The sequence below is a fragment of the Streptomyces fractus genome, from assembly GCF_049844455.1.
GTDB lineage: Bacteria > Actinomycetota > Actinomycetes > Streptomycetales > Streptomycetaceae > Streptomyces > Streptomyces fractus.
This window is the reverse complement of sequence record NZ_JBMYHI010000002.1, coordinates 184,791-200,634: the sequence shown is the minus strand read 5'-3', so window position 1 is coordinate 200,634 and position 15,844 is coordinate 184,791. Positions and strand designations below refer to the sequence as shown.

The window sequence follows — 15,844 nt, the reverse complement described above, 5'->3', positions numbered from 1 at the left end:
GAATCTGTCCCCGAACCAGCCGTGTCGGCGCGACAGGCCCGGCCCGCGGGCGCATCCTCGCACGCGCGCGCGAGGCCCCCCGAAGCGGCCGGGCGGCGCGTACTGGTGCACGCTGGATATGTGACACGGACCACGAGACGAGGTGACGCGGCATGACCGAGCGCAGCGACGACTCGGCCATGGGCGACGAGGTGTATCAGCCCTCGGGCCCTGACCTGCGAGAGAACGAGGGCATTCTCGAGATCGAGGACACCCTGAACGATCGTGGCGTCGACCCGTACGACGAGGGGTGGTCGCCGCCCGAGCGCCCGCTGGCCGTCGAGCACAGCGGCAACACGGCGGCGGAGCGCCAAGCGGGCGAGACGCTCGACGAGCGCCTCGCGGAGGAGCGGCCCGATCCTGTCATCGACGCGTACGAGGCGCTGGAGTCCGGCGAGGAGGACGGCGACGGCGTGGGCGATCTGCGCGACGGCGACGGCGAGCCACTGGACTCAGAGGTGGGCACGTCGCGCGCGGGCCGCCTGATCGCACCGGACGAGGGCGCCCACGAGGACGCCGAGAAGGACATGCTGGCCCGGGACGCCGGTTACGGCGGGGGAGCGGCGTCGGCCGAGGAGGCCGCCGTGCACGTCGTGGACGACGACGAGTTCTGAGGTCCGTACGGGCCGGGGCCCGGGTCAGGTCACCGGCCGAGTGCCGTCGCCGTCAGCATGAGCGCGGCCGCGGCGAACGCCGTCGCCAGCGCCAGGAGCGGCGGCCCGAGTGCGACGTCACCGGTCACCATCCGCCGCGCCGTGATGCCTATGCAGACCACGCCGATCCCTCCAAGGATCATGGCCACGAAGATCAGCACTGTCGGCCCCTCCTCCTCACGACCCCCGCTTGTGTGTTCGGGTCACATCCTCGCCCGGCGAGCCGTGCGTCGCACGTGGGGGAGGCTGCGTCCCGCACCCTCTAGCCTGGGACGACTCGTTCTTTCGCCCCAGGGGGACCGGCATGGACAGCACCGCGTGGATCGTTCTCGTCGCACTCGCGGCACTTGCGATGCTGGTGGCCGCCGCGGTGCTCCTGGTCCGGGTGTTCAAGGCGCGCCGGCTGCTCCTCGACGCCGGTGTACCGCTGCACAACAAGGCGCTGTTCTGGGCCGCGGTCGTCTACACGATCTCCCCGATCGACCTGCTGCCCGACCCGATCTACCTCGACGACATCGGGGTGCTGCTGGTGGCCCTGAAGATGCTCCACGGCGCCGCGTACAAGGCGGGCATCGGCACAGGAGAGCGCCGGACCCCCACTCCGTGAGGCCCGGCGCCGGCGACGAGCGCCTCAGACCGTCGCGCCCGGCGCGTCCCCCAGCACGGAGGCGTCGGCGCCCCGCTCGCCCAGCCGCGCGGTCGGCACCTTCGCCGTCTCGCGGGCCGTGAGCCCCGCGATGACCGGCGGCACGCACAGCGCCGCCGTGAACAGGGCCACGGCGCCCCAGTCGTCGCCGCCAGGGCCCGCGATCTGCGCAGCGAACGTCACCGCGAAACCGGAGATGGCGAAGCCGATCTGCGTGCCGATCGCCATCCCGGAAAGCCGTACGCGGGTGGGGAACATCTCGCCGTAGAAGGCCGGCCACACGGCGTTGGCCGCGCTGTAGACGACACCGAAGGCCAGGATGCCGAGCACGAAGGTCAGCGCGTACGAGCCCGTGGAGATCGCCCACAGGTAGCCGAACATCAGCAGTGCGCTGCCCGCGGCGCCCGCCAGGAAGACGGGGCGGCGGCCGATGCGGTCGGCGAGGCGCGCCCACAGCGGGATCGCGGCGAGCGCCACGAGGTTGGCGAGCGCGCCGACCCACAGCATGGCGGAGCGGTCCATGCCGACCGCGTCGCCCGTCGCGTACGAGAGGGCCCACACGGTGAAGATCGTCGACACGGAGGCGACCATCGCGCCCCCGATCACGCGCAGCACGTCCACCCAGTGCTCGCGGAAGAGCACCGCGAGCGGCATCTTGGCGACCTCGCCGGACTCGGCCTTGCGGGCGAACTCGGGGGTCTCGTTCAACGAACGCCGGATGATGTAGCCGGCGACGGCGACGAAGAGGCTCAGCCAGAACGGAACGCGCCAGCCCCAGGACAGGAGTTGGTCCTCGGGCAGCGCCGCGATCGGCAGGAAGACGACGGTGGCGAGCAGTTGCCCGGCCTGGGTCCCGCTGAGCGTGAAACTCGTGAAGTACGATCGCCGGTCCTCCGGCGCGTGTTCCAGGGTCATCGATCCGGCGCTGGACTGCTCACCGGCAGCCGAGATGCCCTGGAGGATCCGGCACAGCACGAGCAGCAACGGGGCGAATCCGCCGACCTGTTCGCGGGTGGGCAGACAGCCGATCAGGAACGTCGACAGGCCCATCAGGACCACCGTGAACACCATGATCTTGCGGCGGCCCAGGCGGTCGCCGATGTGGCCGAGGAAGAACGCGCCGACGGGTCGCGCGGCATACGCGACGCCGAACGTGGCGAGCGAGAGCAGGGTGGCGTCCGCCGGATTCGACTCGTCGAAGAACACCTTCGGGAAGACGAGCGCGGCGGCGCTGCCGTAGATGAAGAAGTCGTAGTACTCGAGGGCGCTGCCGCTCCAGGCGGCGAATGCCGCCTTGCGGGGCTGGCCCTGTGGTGCGCGCGGTGATGCTGGGGGGACGGACACGCGGGCTCCTTGAGGGCTGGGCGGATCAATCCGGCGGACCGGGATCGGCCGGATTAATTAACCCACTGGATAGTTAGTAGCAGATGGCCAGCGATGTTGCGCCCGTGTTTCCCGCCTGTCAAGAGGTCGCGACGAGGACGTACGTGCCGATCAGGGCTTGCCGCCGTCCGCCGTCAGGTACGCGATCACCATGTCGCCCAGCATCGTGCGGTAGTGCTCGCGGCGGTCCTTCGCCGTCAGGTCGCGGCCGAACAGGGCGCCGAACGTATGCCGGTTGGAGACGCGGAAGAAGCAGAACGAGCTGATCATCGCGTGCAGATCCACCGCGTCCACGTCCGCCGTGAAGAGACCCTCGGCGCGGCCCGCCTCCAGGATCCGGCCGATCACGTCGATCGCGGGCGAGTTGAGCGAGCCTATGGTCTCCGACGCCGTGATGTGCTCGGCGTCGTGGATGTTCTCGATGCTCACCAGGCGGATGAAGTCCGGGTGCTGCTCGTGGTGGTCGAAGGTCAGCTCGGCGAGCCGGCGGATCGCGGCGACCGGGTCGAGGTCCTCGACGTCGAGGTCCCGCTCGGCGTGCCGGATCACCGCGTAGCTGCGCTCCAGGACGGCCGTGAACAACTGCTCCTTGCCGCCGAAGTAGTAGTAGATCATCCGCTTCGTGGTGCGGGTGCGGGCCGCGATCTCGTCGACGCGGGCGCCCGTGTACCCGGCGCGGGCGAACTCCTCCGTCGCGACCTTGAGGATCTCGGCCTTGGTGCGGGCCGCGTCGCGGATGCGCCCCGCGCGTGGCGCCGGCTCTTCGACAGTGGTCATCCGGTGATTGTAGGAGCCGTGCGGCGTCCCGTTCCGATGAGTCTCTTCACAGATGGGTGCCGGGCTTGATATGAGTAACGAACCAGTTCGTACATTAGCTTTCCGTTCGGCCAGGAGGACCCCGTGCCGCAGGACGCCCCTCAGGACTCTTATCTCGTCGGTCTGATCGGCGAAGGCATCGGCCCCTCGCTCTCCCCGGCCCTGCACGAACGGGAGGCCGACCGGCAGGGCCTGCGGTATCTGTACCGGCGCCTCGACATCGGTGAACTCGGCGTACGGCCCCAGGACGTGGGGGAGTTGCTGCGGGCCGCCCGCACCGTCGGATTCGACGGGCTGAACATCACGCACCCCTGCAAGCAGCTCGCCATCGAGCACCTCGACGAACTGTCGCCGCAGGCCGCGGCGCTCGGCGCGGTCAACACGGTGGTCTTCGACGGGGGTCGCGCCATCGGCCACAACACCGATGTCACCGGCTTCGCCGCCTCCTTCGCGCGCGGGCTGCCCGAGGCCCGCATGGAGCGCGTCGTCCAGCTCGGCGCCGGGGGAGCGGGCGCCGCCGTCGCCCACGCGGTGCTCACCCTGGGCGCAGGCCGCATCGTGCTCGTCGACGCGCTGCCGGAGCGGGCCGCCGCCCTCGCCGACTCCCTGAACCGGCACTTCGGCGAGGGCCGCGCGGTGCCCGCCACCCCGGACCGCCTTCCCGCACACCTCGCCGAGGCCGACGGCATCGTGCACGCCACCCCCACCGGCATGGCCGCCCACCCCGGCCTCCCGTTCCCCGCCGAGCTGCTGCACCCCGGTCTGTGGGTCGCCGAGGTCGTCTACCGGCCGCTCGAGACCGAACTCGTGCGCACCGCACGCGGCCTGGGCTGCGCCGTCCTCGACGGCGGCGGCATGGCCGTCTTCCAGGCCGTCGACGCGTTCCGCCTCTTCACCGGGCGCGAGCCGGACGCCGCCCGAATGCTCACCCACTTCGCCGAACTGGCGGGCGCGGAGGCGACACTGCGAGCAGTCGCATCAAGCCCCCGCAGCAATTGAAGCCATATCAAGCCCCTGCGGCGGTTGAGCAGCGGGGTACGGGGCAGAGCCCCGATCTTTAAACCCCCGCCCCCGCCCGCCCCGCCGCCCCGCCCCCTCCGGAAGGAGCACCGTGCGTACCTCCATCGCCACCGTCTCGCTCAGCGGATCACTCACCGAGAAGCTCACCGCCGCCGCCCGTGCGGGCTTCGACGGCGTCGAGATCTTCGAGAACGACCTGCTCGCCAGCCCCCTGACCCCCGAAGAGGTCCGCGACCGCTGCGCCGACCTCGGCCTGAGCATCGACCTGTACCAGCCGATGCGCGACATGGAGGGCGTGCCCGACGACGTGTTCGCGCAGAACCTGCGGCGCGCCGAGCACAAGTTCCGGCTCATGCAGCGCCTCGGCACCGACACCGTGCTCGTCTGCTCCAGCGTCTCGCCGCTCTCCGTCGGCGACGACGCGCTCGCCGCCGACCAGCTCCGCCAACTCGCCGAGCGGGCAAGCGACTTCGGCGTCCGCGTCGCCTACGAGGCGCTCGCCTGGGGCCGGCACGTCAACACGTACGACCACGCCTGGCGCATCATCGAGGCCGCCGACCACCCGGCGCTCGGCACCTGCCTCGACAGCTTCCACATCCTCGCCCGCGGCACCGAGGGCAAGGCCCTCGAAGGCATCGAGGACATCCCCGGCGACAAGATCTTCTTCCTCCAGCTCGCCGACGCGCCGCTGCTCGACATGGACGTCCTGCGGTGGAGCCGCCACTACCGCTGCTTCCCCGGCCAGGGCGACCTCGACGTCTCGGGCCTGCTGCGGCACGTCCTGCGCGCCGGGTACCGGGGGCCGCTGTCCCTTGAGATCTTCAACGACGTGTTCCGGCAGGCCGAGGCGGGGCCCGCCGCCGTGGACGCGCTGCGCTCCCTGCTCGCCCTCCAGGAGGCCGTGGGCGTCAAGGATGTCGTGGCGGAGGGCGAGTTGCCCGCGCCCGTCGTGCCCACCGGCGTCGCCTTCACGGAACTCGTCACCCCCGACGTCGCCCCGGCCGCCGACCTCCTCGCCGCCCTCGGCTTCACCCGCACGGGCCGCCACCGCGGCAAGCCGGTCGACCTGTGGGAGCAGGGCGAGGCCCGCGTACTGCTCAACACCGGGCCCGCCGCCCGCCGCGACGGCACCGTCCTCGCCGCCGTCGGCCTGGAGTCCCCCGACCCGGCCGCCGCCGCCCGCCGCGCCGAGGCCCTGCTCGCCCCGGTCCTCCCGCGCCGCCGCGGAACCGGCGACGTACTCCTCGACGCGGTCGCCGCACCCGACGGCACGGAACTCTTCTTCTGCGCCACCGACCGCCCCGAACTCCCCAGCTGGATCCGGGACTTCGAGCCGACGGGGGAGCGGCCCGCCGAGACCGACATCACCGGCGTCGACCACCTCCAGCTCACCCAGCCCTGGCACCAGTTCGACGAGGCCGCCCTGTTCCACCGCAGCGTCCTCGGCCTCGAACCGCGGGCGAGCGTCGACGTCGCCGACCCGTACGGACTGCTGCGCAGCCGCGCCGTCGCCACCGCCGACGGCGCCGTCCGCATCGCCCTCGGCGCGGGCCCCGGACCCGGCGAGGACCAGGACCGCGCCCAGCACATCGCCCTCGCCACCAGCGACGTCGTCGCGGCCGCCCGCCGGTTCCGCGCGGCGGGCGGGGAACTGCTGCCGATGCCGGGCAACTACTACGACGACCTCGCGGCGCGCTTCGAGTTCGCCCCCGGCGAGCTGGAGACGTACCAGGAACTCGGCATCCTCTACGACCGCGACGCCCACGGCACCTTCCGCCACTGCTACACCCGCACCGTCGGCCGCGTGTTCTTCGAGCTGACCCAGCGCGAGGACGGCTACCAGGGATACGGCGCGCAGAACGCCCCGGTGCGGCTCGCGGCGCAGCACGCGCCGAACTAGGCCTCTATGCCTTGAACGGTGCCGCGATCTCCTCCAGCCGGGCGTGGTGCTGCTCCCAGTCGAGCGGCGGCAGGCTGTCGTTGTCCTGGCGGTAGCCGACCAGGCCGTCCAGGCCCTCGCGGAGGATGTCGGCCTGGCCCGCGTGGCGCTGCGTGTCGGACAGGACCCGTACGAGGACGTGGTGGAGCGTGACCTGGCCCCGCTCCTTCGGCCACCACGGGACCGTGCCGACCGTGTCCAGGGGCAGCTCCCGGACCGAGGCGTCCGAGAGCGCCCAGGCCCGCCGGTAGCGCTCGATGATCTCCTCGCGGGACTCGTCGGCGGTCGCGAACATGTCGGCGTTGGGGTCCTCGTCGCCCTTGAAGTCGGGCAGCGGCTCGCTGTGCGCCCGGCCGAAGGTGTCGGAGAGGTATCCGAGCTCGACACCGGTCAGATGCTTGAGCAGGCCCAGCAGGTTCGTTCCGGTCGGCGTCAGCGGGCGCCGTACGTCGTATTCGGAGAGCCCGTCGAGCTTCCACAGCAGGGCGTCGCGGGCGTCCTGGAGGTAGCGCAGGAGATCGTATCTGCGATTGGTGTCGGTCATGCGCTCACTCTGATGCCTCGCGCGGGCGGGGACCAGAGGTTTTCGACAGGCAGCGAGACACCTCATGGGCTTCGATTGACGGGATGGGACACGAGCCGGAAGCCTCCGCACGCGATGCAGGCGATGCACGCCATGCACGCGATCCGCTGACCGCACTCCTCGACGGCGTGCGGCTGCGGCTGCGCGATCTGAACGACGGCGAGCCCGCCTCGTACATCCCGGAGCTCGGCCGCGTCGACCCCCGCCTGTTCGGCCTCAGCCTGTGCACCCTCGACGGGCAGGTGTACGGGAGCGGGGACACGGACGTCCGGTTCACCGCGCAGTCCGTGTCGAAGCCCTTCGTGTTCGCGCTCGCGCTCGCCGACCGCGGCCTGGAGAACGTCCTTGCGCGCGTCGGCGCCGAGCCCAGCGGCGAGGCCTTCAACTCGATCCGGCTGGAGCCAGGGACGGGGCGGCCGCCGAACCCGATGGTCAACGCCGGTGCCATTGTGACCAGTTCACTCGTCGCGGGCGACACCCCGAAGGCCCGCTTCGACCGCATCCTGGACGGGCTCAGCGCCTTCGCGGGCCGGCCGCTCACCGTCGACGAGGCCGTGTACGCCTCCGAGTGCGCCACCGGTGACCGCAACCGCGCCCTCGCCTACCTCATGCACAACGCGGGTTCGCTCACCGGTGACGTCGAGTCGGAGCTCGCGGTCTACTTCCGTCAGTGCTCCGTCCTCGTCACCTGCGACGACCTCGCCGTGATGCACGCGACCCTCGCGGGCGGCGGCATCAACCCGGTCACCGGCGAACGCGTCGTCGCGAGCCGGCACGCCCAGCACGTCCTCGCCGTCATGGCCACCTGCGGCATGTACGACGCGTCGGGCCAGTGGATGCTGCGTGTCGGCATGCCCGCCAAGAGCGGGGTGTCCGGTGGGATCGGGGTGGCGCTGCCGAGCCAGTTCGGGATCGGTGTGTTCAGCCCGCCGCTTGAGGAGAAGGGCAACAGCGTGCGCGGCATCGCCGCCTGCCACCTGATCTCCGACCAGTTCGGGCTGCACCTGATGCGGGCCACGGCCCCGGAGCGACGGCCGCTGCCGCCCCGCTCCCTGCACCCCGCCCCGCTGCGTTCCCTGCGGCACCGCACCCGCGCCCAGCGGGCCGCACTCGATGCCCGCGCGCGGCGGATCCGCGTCCACGTTCTCCAGGGCGACCTCGACTTCGCCACCGCCGAGCAGACCCTGCGCGCCGCGCTCGACCTCCCGGACGCCGTCGGCTGGTTCGTACTCGACCTCACCCGCGTGGGGCGCGTCGAACCGGTCGCCGCCGACCTGCTGCGGGGCCTCGCCGACGAGCTGCGCGCGCGGGACCTGCGGATGGTGCTCGCCGACCCGGACGAGCGGCAGGCGATGACCCGCACCACGGACGAGTTCCCCGACCTCGGCCGGGCCCTGGAGGCATGCGAGGACGAACTCCTCACCGGGATCGGGCTCGACCCGGACGTTCCGGTGCCGCTCGCCGACTGCGACCTGTTCGGCGCGGCCGACGCCGGTCTTCGCGCCGCCCTCGCCGAGGCGTTCGACACGCTCGACCTCGCGGCGGGGGAGTCCGTCGAGCCGCCGCACACGGCGCCGCTCGACCGGATCGTCCTCTGGTACGTCGAGTCGGGCAGGCTCGCCGTGTGCGCCGAGACGACCGACACGGTCACGGCGACGCGCCGCACCTGGTCGGCGGGGCCCGGCGCGGCCCTCACCCCCGCCGACTTCCCGCCCCGCCGCACCCGCAAGGTCGTCGCCGAACGCGCCACGCGCTGCCGCACCCTCACCGCCGCCGGTTTCCGGCACCTGAGGGAACGCGAGCCCGACGCGATCGCGTTCCTGGAGCGGGCACCGCTGGAGGGCGCGGAGACGATGGACCGCGGCGACGGCAGCTGACCGGGGGCGCCGGTCGCCCGTCGGTCGGCGTGGTCGCGGGGTGGCAGTTGGGCGGGGAGTCGCATGAACCCTGGTGACGCCAGGGGATCGGGGGTCGGAGGGGCGCCGGTCGGGCTGGTCGTGGGGTGGTGGTCGGGCGGGGAGTCGTATGAACCTTGTGACGTCAGCGGTTCGGGGGCGTCGGGCGTCGAGTGGCGTGGTCGCGGCGTGGCGGTCGGGCGGGGAGCCCTACGAACCCTGGTGATGTCAGCGGTTCGGGGGTGCTGGTCGGCCGTCGGGTGGCGTGGTCGTGGGGTGGCGGTCGGGTGGGGAGACCCATGAGCCCCGGTGACGCCAGTAGTTCGGGGGCGTCGGAGGGGCGCCGGTCGGGCTGGTCGTGGGGTGGCGGTTGGGCGGGGAGTCGTATGAACTCGGGTGGCGTCAGCGGTTCGGGGGTGCTGGTCGGCCGTCGGGTGGCGTGGTCGTGGGGTGGCGGTCGGGTGGGGAGACCCATGAGCCCCGGTGACGCCAGTAGTTCGGGGGCGTCGGAGTGGCGCCGGTCGGGCTGGTCGTGGGGTGGCGGTTGGGCGGGGAGTCGTATGAACCTTGTGACGTCAGCGGTTCGGGGGTGCTGGTCGGCCGTCGGGTGGCGTGGTCGTGGGGTGGCGGTCGGGTGGGGAGACCCATGAGCCCCGGTGACGCCAGTAGTTCGGAGGCGTCGGAGTGGCGCCGGTCGGGCTGGTCGTGGGGTGGCGGTTGGGCGGGGAGTCGTATGAACTCTGGTGGCGTCAGCTGATCGGGGGCGTTGGTCGGCCGTCGGGTGGGCTGGTCGTGGTGTGGCGGTCGGGTGGGGAGTTCTACGAACGCCGGTGACGCCGGCGGATCGGGGGTGTCGGACGGGCGTCGGGTGGCGTAACGGCTGTCGGGGCGTGGGTTCCTACGAACCCCGGCGGCGTCTGCGGGCCGCGACTGCCTGTGGGTCGATCTCTGGGCGGGACCAGCGTTCGGCCAGCGTGAGGGACTCGGCGCGTCCGGCGGCGACGTGGTCGAGCGCCAGCGCGGCCGACCGGTCCGCGTCACCGGCCGCGATCGCCGCGTACAGCTCCTCGTGCTCGGCGCACTGCCTGGCCGGGTCGCGCTGCGCGGTGAGCCGGAACAGCCAGTGCGTGCGGGCCTCCAGGGGCCGCATCAGGCTGGTCAGGAGCGGGTTCGCCGCCAATTCCACGATGTCCGTGTGGAAGCCCGCGTTCGCCGCGGCGATCGAGGCCCGGTCCCGCTCGCGCGTCGCGGTCCGCGCGGCGTCGAGGCGGGCCTTGAGCCGGGCGAGCGCCGCCTCGTCCGACCGCTCGGCGGCCAGCCGCGCCGCCAACGACTCCAGCGATTCGCGTACGTCGAACAGATCCCGGACGTCGGCCGGGGTGAAGGGGGCCACCAGCGCGCCCCGGTGCGGCACGAGCAGCACCAGGCCGTCCGCCTCCAGGCGGCGCAGTGCCTCGCGCAGGGGGATGCGGGAGACGTCGAGTTCCGCCGCGAGGTCGCGCTCCACGAGCCGCTCGCCCGGCTGGAGTTCGGCCTCCAGGATGCGCCGCCGCAACGTGTCGTACGCACGCTCGCGCAGCGATCCGCGTCCCGTGCCCGCCGGCCGTGCCGCTGTCACCAAGGGTTTCCTCCGCTCAGATGCCGCTCCCACAGTAAGCGGCCCCAGGACAGGGGCGGTTACTGCTAACCGGCCGCTAACACGCGGGCAATACACGGCTCCCAGACTGAGGGCGCGTAACGGTATACCACTAACGGGCTCGCGGGCCCCTCCCTCTGGAGGCATCTCAGTGGCACACACCCACCCACGTCGCGCGGGCGCCGTCGCGGCCGGACTCGGTCTGTCCGTCCTGCTCACCGGCTGTGGCGGCGCCTCGTCCGCGCAGGGCGGATCCTCCGGCGACGCCTCCGGGGACCTCAAGATCGGCGTCCTGTTCCCGGGTTCGCTCTCCGACGACGGCTTCATGGAGTCGGCGTACCGCGGCTATCAGCGCGCGGCGGAGCGGCATCGGGGCAAGGTGGCGTTCAGCAAGGTCGAGCAGGTGCAGGCCGCCGACTACGAGCAGGCGCTCGTCCGCTTCGCCACCACCTCCGACCTCGTCATCTCCCTCGGCGGGCAGACCGACGCCGACGTGCGCAAGGTCGCCGCCCGCTTCCCCAAGGTGAAGTTCGCCGAGATCGGCGGCCCGGCCGACGGAAAGCCGACCGCGAACCTCGCGCTGTACGACCCGCAGCAGGCCGAGGCGGCCTATCTGTCCGGAGCGGCCGCCGCGCTCCTGTCGAAGAAGAACACGGTCGGTTTCGTCGGCGGCGCCGAACTGCCCGCCATCGTCAACGCGGCCAAGGAGTTCGGGTACGGCGCGAAGGCGGCCGACCCGAAGGTGAAGGTCCTCACGCCCCAGTACGTGGGCGACTTCAACGACGCCGCCAAGGCCAAACAGACCGCCCTCGCGAACTACGGAGCGGGCGCCGACGTCCTCGGGCAGGTCCTCAACCTCGGCCACAAGGGCGTCGCACAGGCCGCGAAGGGCCGCGGCGCCACCCTCGTCGGTGGCCCCATCGCCCACGCGTGCGGCACCGACAAGGCGTACGCCGGATACGTCGAGACCGACATCGGCGCCGAGCTCGAATACGCCACCGACCATCTCGTGAAGGGGAGTTGGAAGGCGGAGGCCGTCCACTTCGGCCTCACCTTCGACGAACCGCACAACGACATCGTGCTCTGCGGCGACACGGACCCGGCCGTGACGAAGAAGCTCGACGAGCTGAAGACGAAGATCACGTCCGGAAAGATCACCACCCGATGACGCCGACGGCACCCGCACTGGAGATCACCGGGCTCTCCAAGTCCTATGGCGGAGTACGTGCGTTGGACGACATCGGCCTCGTCGTCGACGCCGGCAGTGTGCACTGCGTCCTCGGCGAGAACGGCGCCGGCAAGTCCACCCTCTGCCACGCCGTCGGCGGCTCCCTCACCCCGGACGCGGGCACGCTGCGCCTGTACGGGCAGGAGTACACGCCGCGCCGCCCCGCCGACGCCCTCGCCGCCGGGGTGGCGATGGTGCACCAGCACTTCAGCCTCGTCGCCACCCTCACCGTCCGCGAGAACCTGCGGCTGTTGCGGCTGCCCGACCTCGACCGGCGCCTCGCCAGGGTCCGCGACGAGTACGGGCTCCACCTCGAACTCGACGCGGTGGTGGGAGAGTTGCCGGTCGGCGTGCGGCAGCGCGTCGAGATCGTGAAGGCGCTCCTGCGGGAGCCCCGGCTGCTCGTCCTCGACGAACCGACCGGCGTCCTAGGCCCCGCCGAAACCGACGCGCTGCTCGCGACCTGCCGCCGGATCGCCGACGCCGGGCACGCCGTCGTCCTCGTCACCCACAAACTCGGCGAGGCGGCGCGGGCGGGCGACGCCGCCACGGTGCTGCGCGGCGGGCGGGTCGCAGGCGGCGGTCGCCTCGCCGACCTGCCCGTCGAACGTCTGGTCCCGCTCATGATCGGGCGCGCCGCGGAGACCCTCGACGCCTCGCTGGCGGGGGCGGTGGGCCTCGGCGCTCCTGCGCCCGAGGCGCCGGACGCGCGCGACGTGCGGAGCGGCTCCGCCCTCCGTCTGAGCGGCATCGGCGCGCGACGCCCCGACGGGACGCACGCCCTCGACGGCGTCGACCTCGACATCCGGTTCGGCGAGATCGTCGGCGTCGCGGGAGTCGAGGGGAACGGGCAGAGCGAACTGATGGACGTGCTCGGTGGGTCCCGTGCGCCGGAGCGGGGGCGGATCGAGATCGGCGGCCGCGACCTCACCCGGGCCGGGCCCGCCGCCCGCACGCGTGCGGGGCTCGGTGTGGTCCCCGAGGACCGGCACCGCGAGGGTTGCGTCCCGCAGCTGTCGGTCGCGGAGAACCTGCATCTCGCTCACCTCGGCAGGTTCCGGCGGCTGGGAATCTTCCTGGACCGGCGCGCCCTGGCGCGTGCCACGGCCGACGTACTCGCCGAGCACGCCGTACGCGCCGAAGGACCGGATGCGCCGATGGCTTCGCTGTCCGGCGGGAACCAGCAAAAGGTCGTCCTCGCACGTGAGTTGGCCCTCGACCCTCTTGTCTGCCTCGCCGCGGCGCAGCCCACGCGCGGCCTCGACATCGGTGCCGTCGACGCCGTGCACACCCGTATCCGGGCAGCCGCCGCACGCGGCGCCGGCGTCCTCGTCGTCTCCGCCGAACTCGACGAGCTCCTCGCCCTGTGCGACCGGGTTCTCGTCGCCTACCGGGGCCGGCTGCTCGGCCCGGTCGACCCACGCGACGGCGCCGCGCGGGAACGGCTCGGGGAGCTGATGGTGGGGGCGGACACGAGGACTGCGGATGACCGGGCGCATGCGTGACGCCGAGGTCGGTGCGGCGGCGGGACCGGCCACGTCGATCGCTGCTCGGCCACTTCGGCCACGCGTCGGGCGGCAGGTGCCGCTCGCGCAACGACCAGGCACCTCGCCCACGGCTCCTGGAGGAGACAGCCGGCGACCTCGCCCGTAGCTGCCCGGGTATCGGCCGGCGCCCGCATCCGCGGATGCCCGGATCACGGTCGGACCCTTCACCCGCAGTCACAGCCAACCGCTTCTGACGACCCGCGACCGCACCCCGGCCCCCAGGTACGCCTGGCCCTCGGCCACCGGCCCCTCGATATGCCCGGCCCCCCGCCACCTGCCCCCGATATGCCCGGCCCTCGCCCCGAGGTAAGCCCGGCTCCGCCCTCAGCAAGCCCCGCCCCCCGCTACGTCCCGACCCCGACCACGACCCGCTCAAGGACCGCCATGCCCGTCACCACCCCACCGCCGCCCGCGCCCCCGCCACCCTCCATCCGTACGCCTGACCCGCACTCCGAGGCCCGCCTCGCCGCCCGGCTGCGCGCCCTGATCCGCCACCCCGTGTCCGTCGCCGTGTTCGCCGGGGTGGGCGCCGCCGGTGTCGGGTTGTTGCTCGTCGTGGGCGCGGGTGCCGACCCGGCGCTTGCCTGGACGGCGCTCGGCGAGGGGATGTTCGGCTCGTCGTACGCCATCGGCAGCTCGCTCAACTCCGCCGCCGTGCTCGCCCTGATCGCCACCGGCTTCACCGTCGCCCACCGCGCAGGGCTCGTGAACGTGGGCGGCGAGGGCCAGTTGTGTGCGGGAGGCGCCGCGGCCGCCGCCACCGGGCTCGCTCTCCCGACCGGGGTACCGGGCGTGCTCGGGGTGCCGCTGATCCTCGTCGCCGGGTTCCTCGGCGGAGCCGCCTGGGCGGGCATCGCCGCCTGGCTCAAGGTGCGGCGCGGCACCAGCGAGGTCATCACCACGCTGCTGCTCAACTTCGTCGGCACCGGACTCGTCGCCGTCGCCGTCCACGAAGAGGCGCTGCTGCGCCAGCCCGTCACCTCCTCGGAGACACTGCCGCAGTCCGCGCCCCTGCCCGCCGGCGCCCAACTGCCCCTGATCGGCGGGGCCGAGTCCCCCGCCACGGCCGTCGTCGTCATCGCCGCCGTCCTCGCCGTGGCCACGGCGGTCGTGCTGCGGCACACGGCGGTGGGGCTGCGGCTCACCGCCGTAGGACACTCACCCGCCGCGTCGGCCCGGCTCGGCCTGCCGGTCGGGCGTCTCGAAGGCGGCGGCCTCGCGTACGCCGGCGGCCTCGCGGGCGTCGCCGGGGCCTCGCTCGTCGCCACCGCCCCGTACGTCCTCGCCGAGAACTTCTCCTCCGGCTACGGCTTCTCGGGCCTCGTCGTCGGCCTCCTCGCCCGCGGCTCGTTCACCGCCGTCGCCGCCGCGAGCCTCCTCTTCGGCTTCCTCACCAGCGGCGGCATCAATCTCCAACTCGCCGCCCAGGTACCGGCGTCGACCGTCCAGATCGTGCAGAGCGTGCTCGTCCTGTTCATCGCCGCCGCCATGCTGATCACCCACCGCCGCGCCGGGAGGACGTCATGAGCGCCGTCGTCGACGAACTCGCCTCCGGAGGCGTCCGGATGGCGCTTCCGCTGCTGCTCGCCTCCTCCGGTGAACTCCTCAGCGAACGCGCGGGAGTTCTGAACCTCTCCGTCGAAGGCATGATGCTCACCGGCGCCTTTGCGGGCGCCGCCGGAGCGCACGCCTCCGGCAGCGCGGGCGTCGGCGTGCTGACCGCGCTCGCCGCCGGTCTCCTCTTCGCCGCGCTCCAGGCGCTGCTCAGCGTCACCCTGCGTGCCGACCAGATCGTCACCGGCATCACCGCCAACGCCCTGGCCCTCGGCGCGACGACCTACGGCTCCCGACTGCTGTTCGGCGACGGACGGCAGGGCTCCCTGCCCGGCTTCGACCCGCTGCCGATCCCCCTTCTGCACGACATCCCGGTCCTCGGCCCCGCCCTGTTCGAGCAGACCCTGCTCGGCTACGTAGCCCTCGTCGTCACCGCCGTGCTCGCCGTCGCGCTGAGCCGCCGTACGACCTGGGGGCTCGCCGTGGACGCCGTAGGGGAGGACGCCGCGACCGCCGACCGCTGCGGCCTGCCGGTCCGCACCATCCGGTACGCGACCGTCCTGCTCACCGGCGTCACCTCCGGTCTCGCCGGGGCGCAGCTCGCCCTGGCCGAGGTGCACGCCTTCAGCGACAACATCACCGGCGGAATGGGCTATCTCGCGGTCGTCGCCGTGATCGCGGGCCGCTGGCGGGCCTGGCCGACCCTGCTCGCCTGCCTCGTCTTCGGCCTCGCCCAGTCCCTCCAGTTCTCGGCGCCGGCCCTCGGCCTGCACCTGTCCGCCCCGCTGCTCACCACGCTGCCGTACGTGTTCGCGCTCCTCGCGGTGAGCGGTCTCGTGGGCCGCAGCCGCGCCCCCTCGGGGCTCACCACGCCCTTCGTACGCGGCAGTTGAGCCCACCGGCAC

The 15,844-nt window shown here is 72.8% G+C and carries 14 protein-coding genes; 9 read left to right on the top strand and 5 right to left on the bottom strand.

Annotated elements, in window-relative coordinates; genetic code table 11:
- Positions 1–152: 152 nt before the first annotated feature.
- Positions 153–653, top strand: a complete 501-nt coding sequence (locus tag ACP4E5_RS02990; protein WP_425825113.1) for a DUF5709 domain-containing protein — start codon at positions 153–155, stop codon at positions 651–653.
- A gap of 29 nt (positions 654–682) precedes the next feature.
- Here ACP4E5_RS02990 and ACP4E5_RS02985 read toward each other — a convergent pair whose 3' ends face one another.
- The gene (locus tag ACP4E5_RS02985; RefSeq protein ID WP_425825112.1) at positions 683–853 is read right to left on the bottom strand and encodes a hypothetical protein; all 171 of its coding nucleotides are present in this window, start codon (positions 851–853) and stop codon (positions 683–685) included.
- Between the two features lie 143 nt (positions 854–996).
- Here ACP4E5_RS02985 and ACP4E5_RS02980 point away from each other — a divergent pair, with 143 nt between their 5' ends.
- The gene (locus ACP4E5_RS02980; RefSeq protein WP_425825111.1) at positions 997–1,299 is read left to right on the top strand and encodes a YkvA family protein; all 303 of its coding nucleotides are present in this window, start codon (positions 997–999) and stop codon (positions 1,297–1,299) included.
- 24 nt (positions 1,300–1,323) lie between these two features.
- On the opposite strand, the gene ACP4E5_RS02975 is transcribed toward ACP4E5_RS02980, so the two are convergent.
- Positions 1,324–2,682 carry an MFS transporter gene (locus ACP4E5_RS02975; protein WP_425825110.1) on the bottom strand — a complete coding sequence of 453 codons (1,359 nt, stop codon included), beginning with the start codon at positions 2,680–2,682 and terminating at the stop codon, positions 1,324–1,326.
- Between the two features lie 150 nt (positions 2,683–2,832).
- Entirely contained in the window at positions 2,833–3,498 is a 666-nt protein-coding gene (locus tag ACP4E5_RS02970; protein WP_425825109.1) for a TetR/AcrR family transcriptional regulator, read from the bottom strand.
- Positions 3,499–3,621: 123 nt separating this feature from the next.
- On the opposite strand from ACP4E5_RS02970, the gene ACP4E5_RS02965 reads away from it, so the two are divergent.
- Entirely contained in the window at positions 3,622–4,536 is a 915-nt protein-coding gene (locus tag ACP4E5_RS02965) for a shikimate dehydrogenase (RefSeq protein WP_425825108.1), read from the top strand.
- Positions 4,537–4,648: 112 nt separating this feature from the next.
- Positions 4,649–6,457: a sugar phosphate isomerase/epimerase and 4-hydroxyphenylpyruvate domain-containing protein gene (locus tag ACP4E5_RS02960; RefSeq protein ID WP_425825107.1), complete on the top strand. Its 1,809-nt coding sequence runs from the start codon at positions 4,649–4,651 to the stop codon at positions 6,455–6,457.
- Positions 6,458–6,461: 4 nt separating this feature from the next.
- Here the strand turns inward: ACP4E5_RS02960 and ACP4E5_RS02955 are convergent, their stop codons facing one another.
- Positions 6,462–7,040 (bottom strand): DinB family protein, encoded by a 579-nt coding sequence (locus ACP4E5_RS02955; protein ID WP_425825106.1) that lies wholly within the window; start codon positions 7,038–7,040, stop codon positions 6,462–6,464.
- 83 nt (positions 7,041–7,123) lie between these two features.
- On the opposite strand from ACP4E5_RS02955, the gene glsA reads away from it, so the two are divergent.
- Positions 7,124–8,956: a glutaminase A gene (gene glsA / locus ACP4E5_RS02950; RefSeq protein ID WP_425825105.1), complete on the top strand. Its 1,833-nt coding sequence runs from the start codon at positions 7,124–7,126 to the stop codon at positions 8,954–8,956.
- A gap of 916 nt (positions 8,957–9,872) precedes the next feature.
- Here glsA and ACP4E5_RS02945 read toward each other — a convergent pair.
- Entirely contained in the window at positions 9,873–10,592 is a 720-nt protein-coding gene (locus ACP4E5_RS02945; RefSeq protein WP_425825104.1) for a GntR family transcriptional regulator, read from the bottom strand.
- 169 nt (positions 10,593–10,761) lie between these two features.
- Here ACP4E5_RS02945 and ACP4E5_RS02940 point away from each other — a divergent pair, with 169 nt between their 5' ends.
- The 4 genes from ACP4E5_RS02940 to ACP4E5_RS02925 all read left to right on the top strand — a co-directional run bounded on the left by ACP4E5_RS02940 (position 10,762) and on the right by ACP4E5_RS02925 (position 15,832).
- Complete coding sequence (locus tag ACP4E5_RS02940) at positions 10,762–11,778, top strand: BMP family ABC transporter substrate-binding protein (RefSeq protein WP_425825103.1); 1,017 nt, start codon at positions 10,762–10,764, stop codon at positions 11,776–11,778.
- A complete protein-coding gene (locus tag ACP4E5_RS02935; RefSeq protein WP_425825102.1) occupies positions 11,775–13,343 on the top strand; it encodes an ABC transporter ATP-binding protein in 1,569 nt (522 codons plus the stop codon). The genes ACP4E5_RS02940 and ACP4E5_RS02935 overlap by 4 nt, the downstream gene beginning before the upstream one ends.
- A 426-nt stretch (positions 13,344–13,769) precedes the next feature.
- Complete coding sequence (locus ACP4E5_RS02930) at positions 13,770–14,912, top strand: ABC transporter permease (protein ID WP_425825101.1); 1,143 nt, start codon at positions 13,770–13,772, stop codon at positions 14,910–14,912.
- Entirely contained in the window at positions 14,909–15,832 is a 924-nt protein-coding gene (locus ACP4E5_RS02925) for an ABC transporter permease (RefSeq protein WP_425825100.1), read from the top strand. The genes ACP4E5_RS02930 and ACP4E5_RS02925 overlap by 4 nt, the downstream gene beginning before the upstream one ends.
- The last annotated feature ends 12 nt before the right edge of the window (positions 15,833–15,844 follow it).

Coding starts and splice junctions, on each gene's coding strand:
- ACP4E5_RS02980 (WP_425825111.1), top strand. CDS start 997: ATGGACAGCACCGCGTGGATCGTTCTCGTCGCACTCGCGGCACTTGCG.
- ACP4E5_RS02970 (WP_425825109.1), bottom strand. CDS start 3,498: ATGACCACTGTCGAAGAGCCGGCGCCACGCGCGGGGCGCATCCGCGAC.
- glsA (WP_425825105.1), top strand. CDS start 7,124: ATGGGACACGAGCCGGAAGCCTCCGCACGCGATGCAGGCGATGCACGC.
- ACP4E5_RS02955 (WP_425825106.1), bottom strand. CDS start 7,040: ATGACCGACACCAATCGCAGATACGATCTCCTGCGCTACCTCCAGGAC.
- ACP4E5_RS02935 (WP_425825102.1), top strand. CDS start 11,775: ATGACGCCGACGGCACCCGCACTGGAGATCACCGGGCTCTCCAAGTCC.
- ACP4E5_RS02925 (WP_425825100.1), top strand. CDS start 14,909: ATGAGCGCCGTCGTCGACGAACTCGCCTCCGGAGGCGTCCGGATGGCG.
- ACP4E5_RS02930 (WP_425825101.1), top strand. CDS start 13,770: ATGCCCGTCACCACCCCACCGCCGCCCGCGCCCCCGCCACCCTCCATC.
- ACP4E5_RS02990 (WP_425825113.1), top strand. CDS start 153: ATGACCGAGCGCAGCGACGACTCGGCCATGGGCGACGAGGTGTATCAG.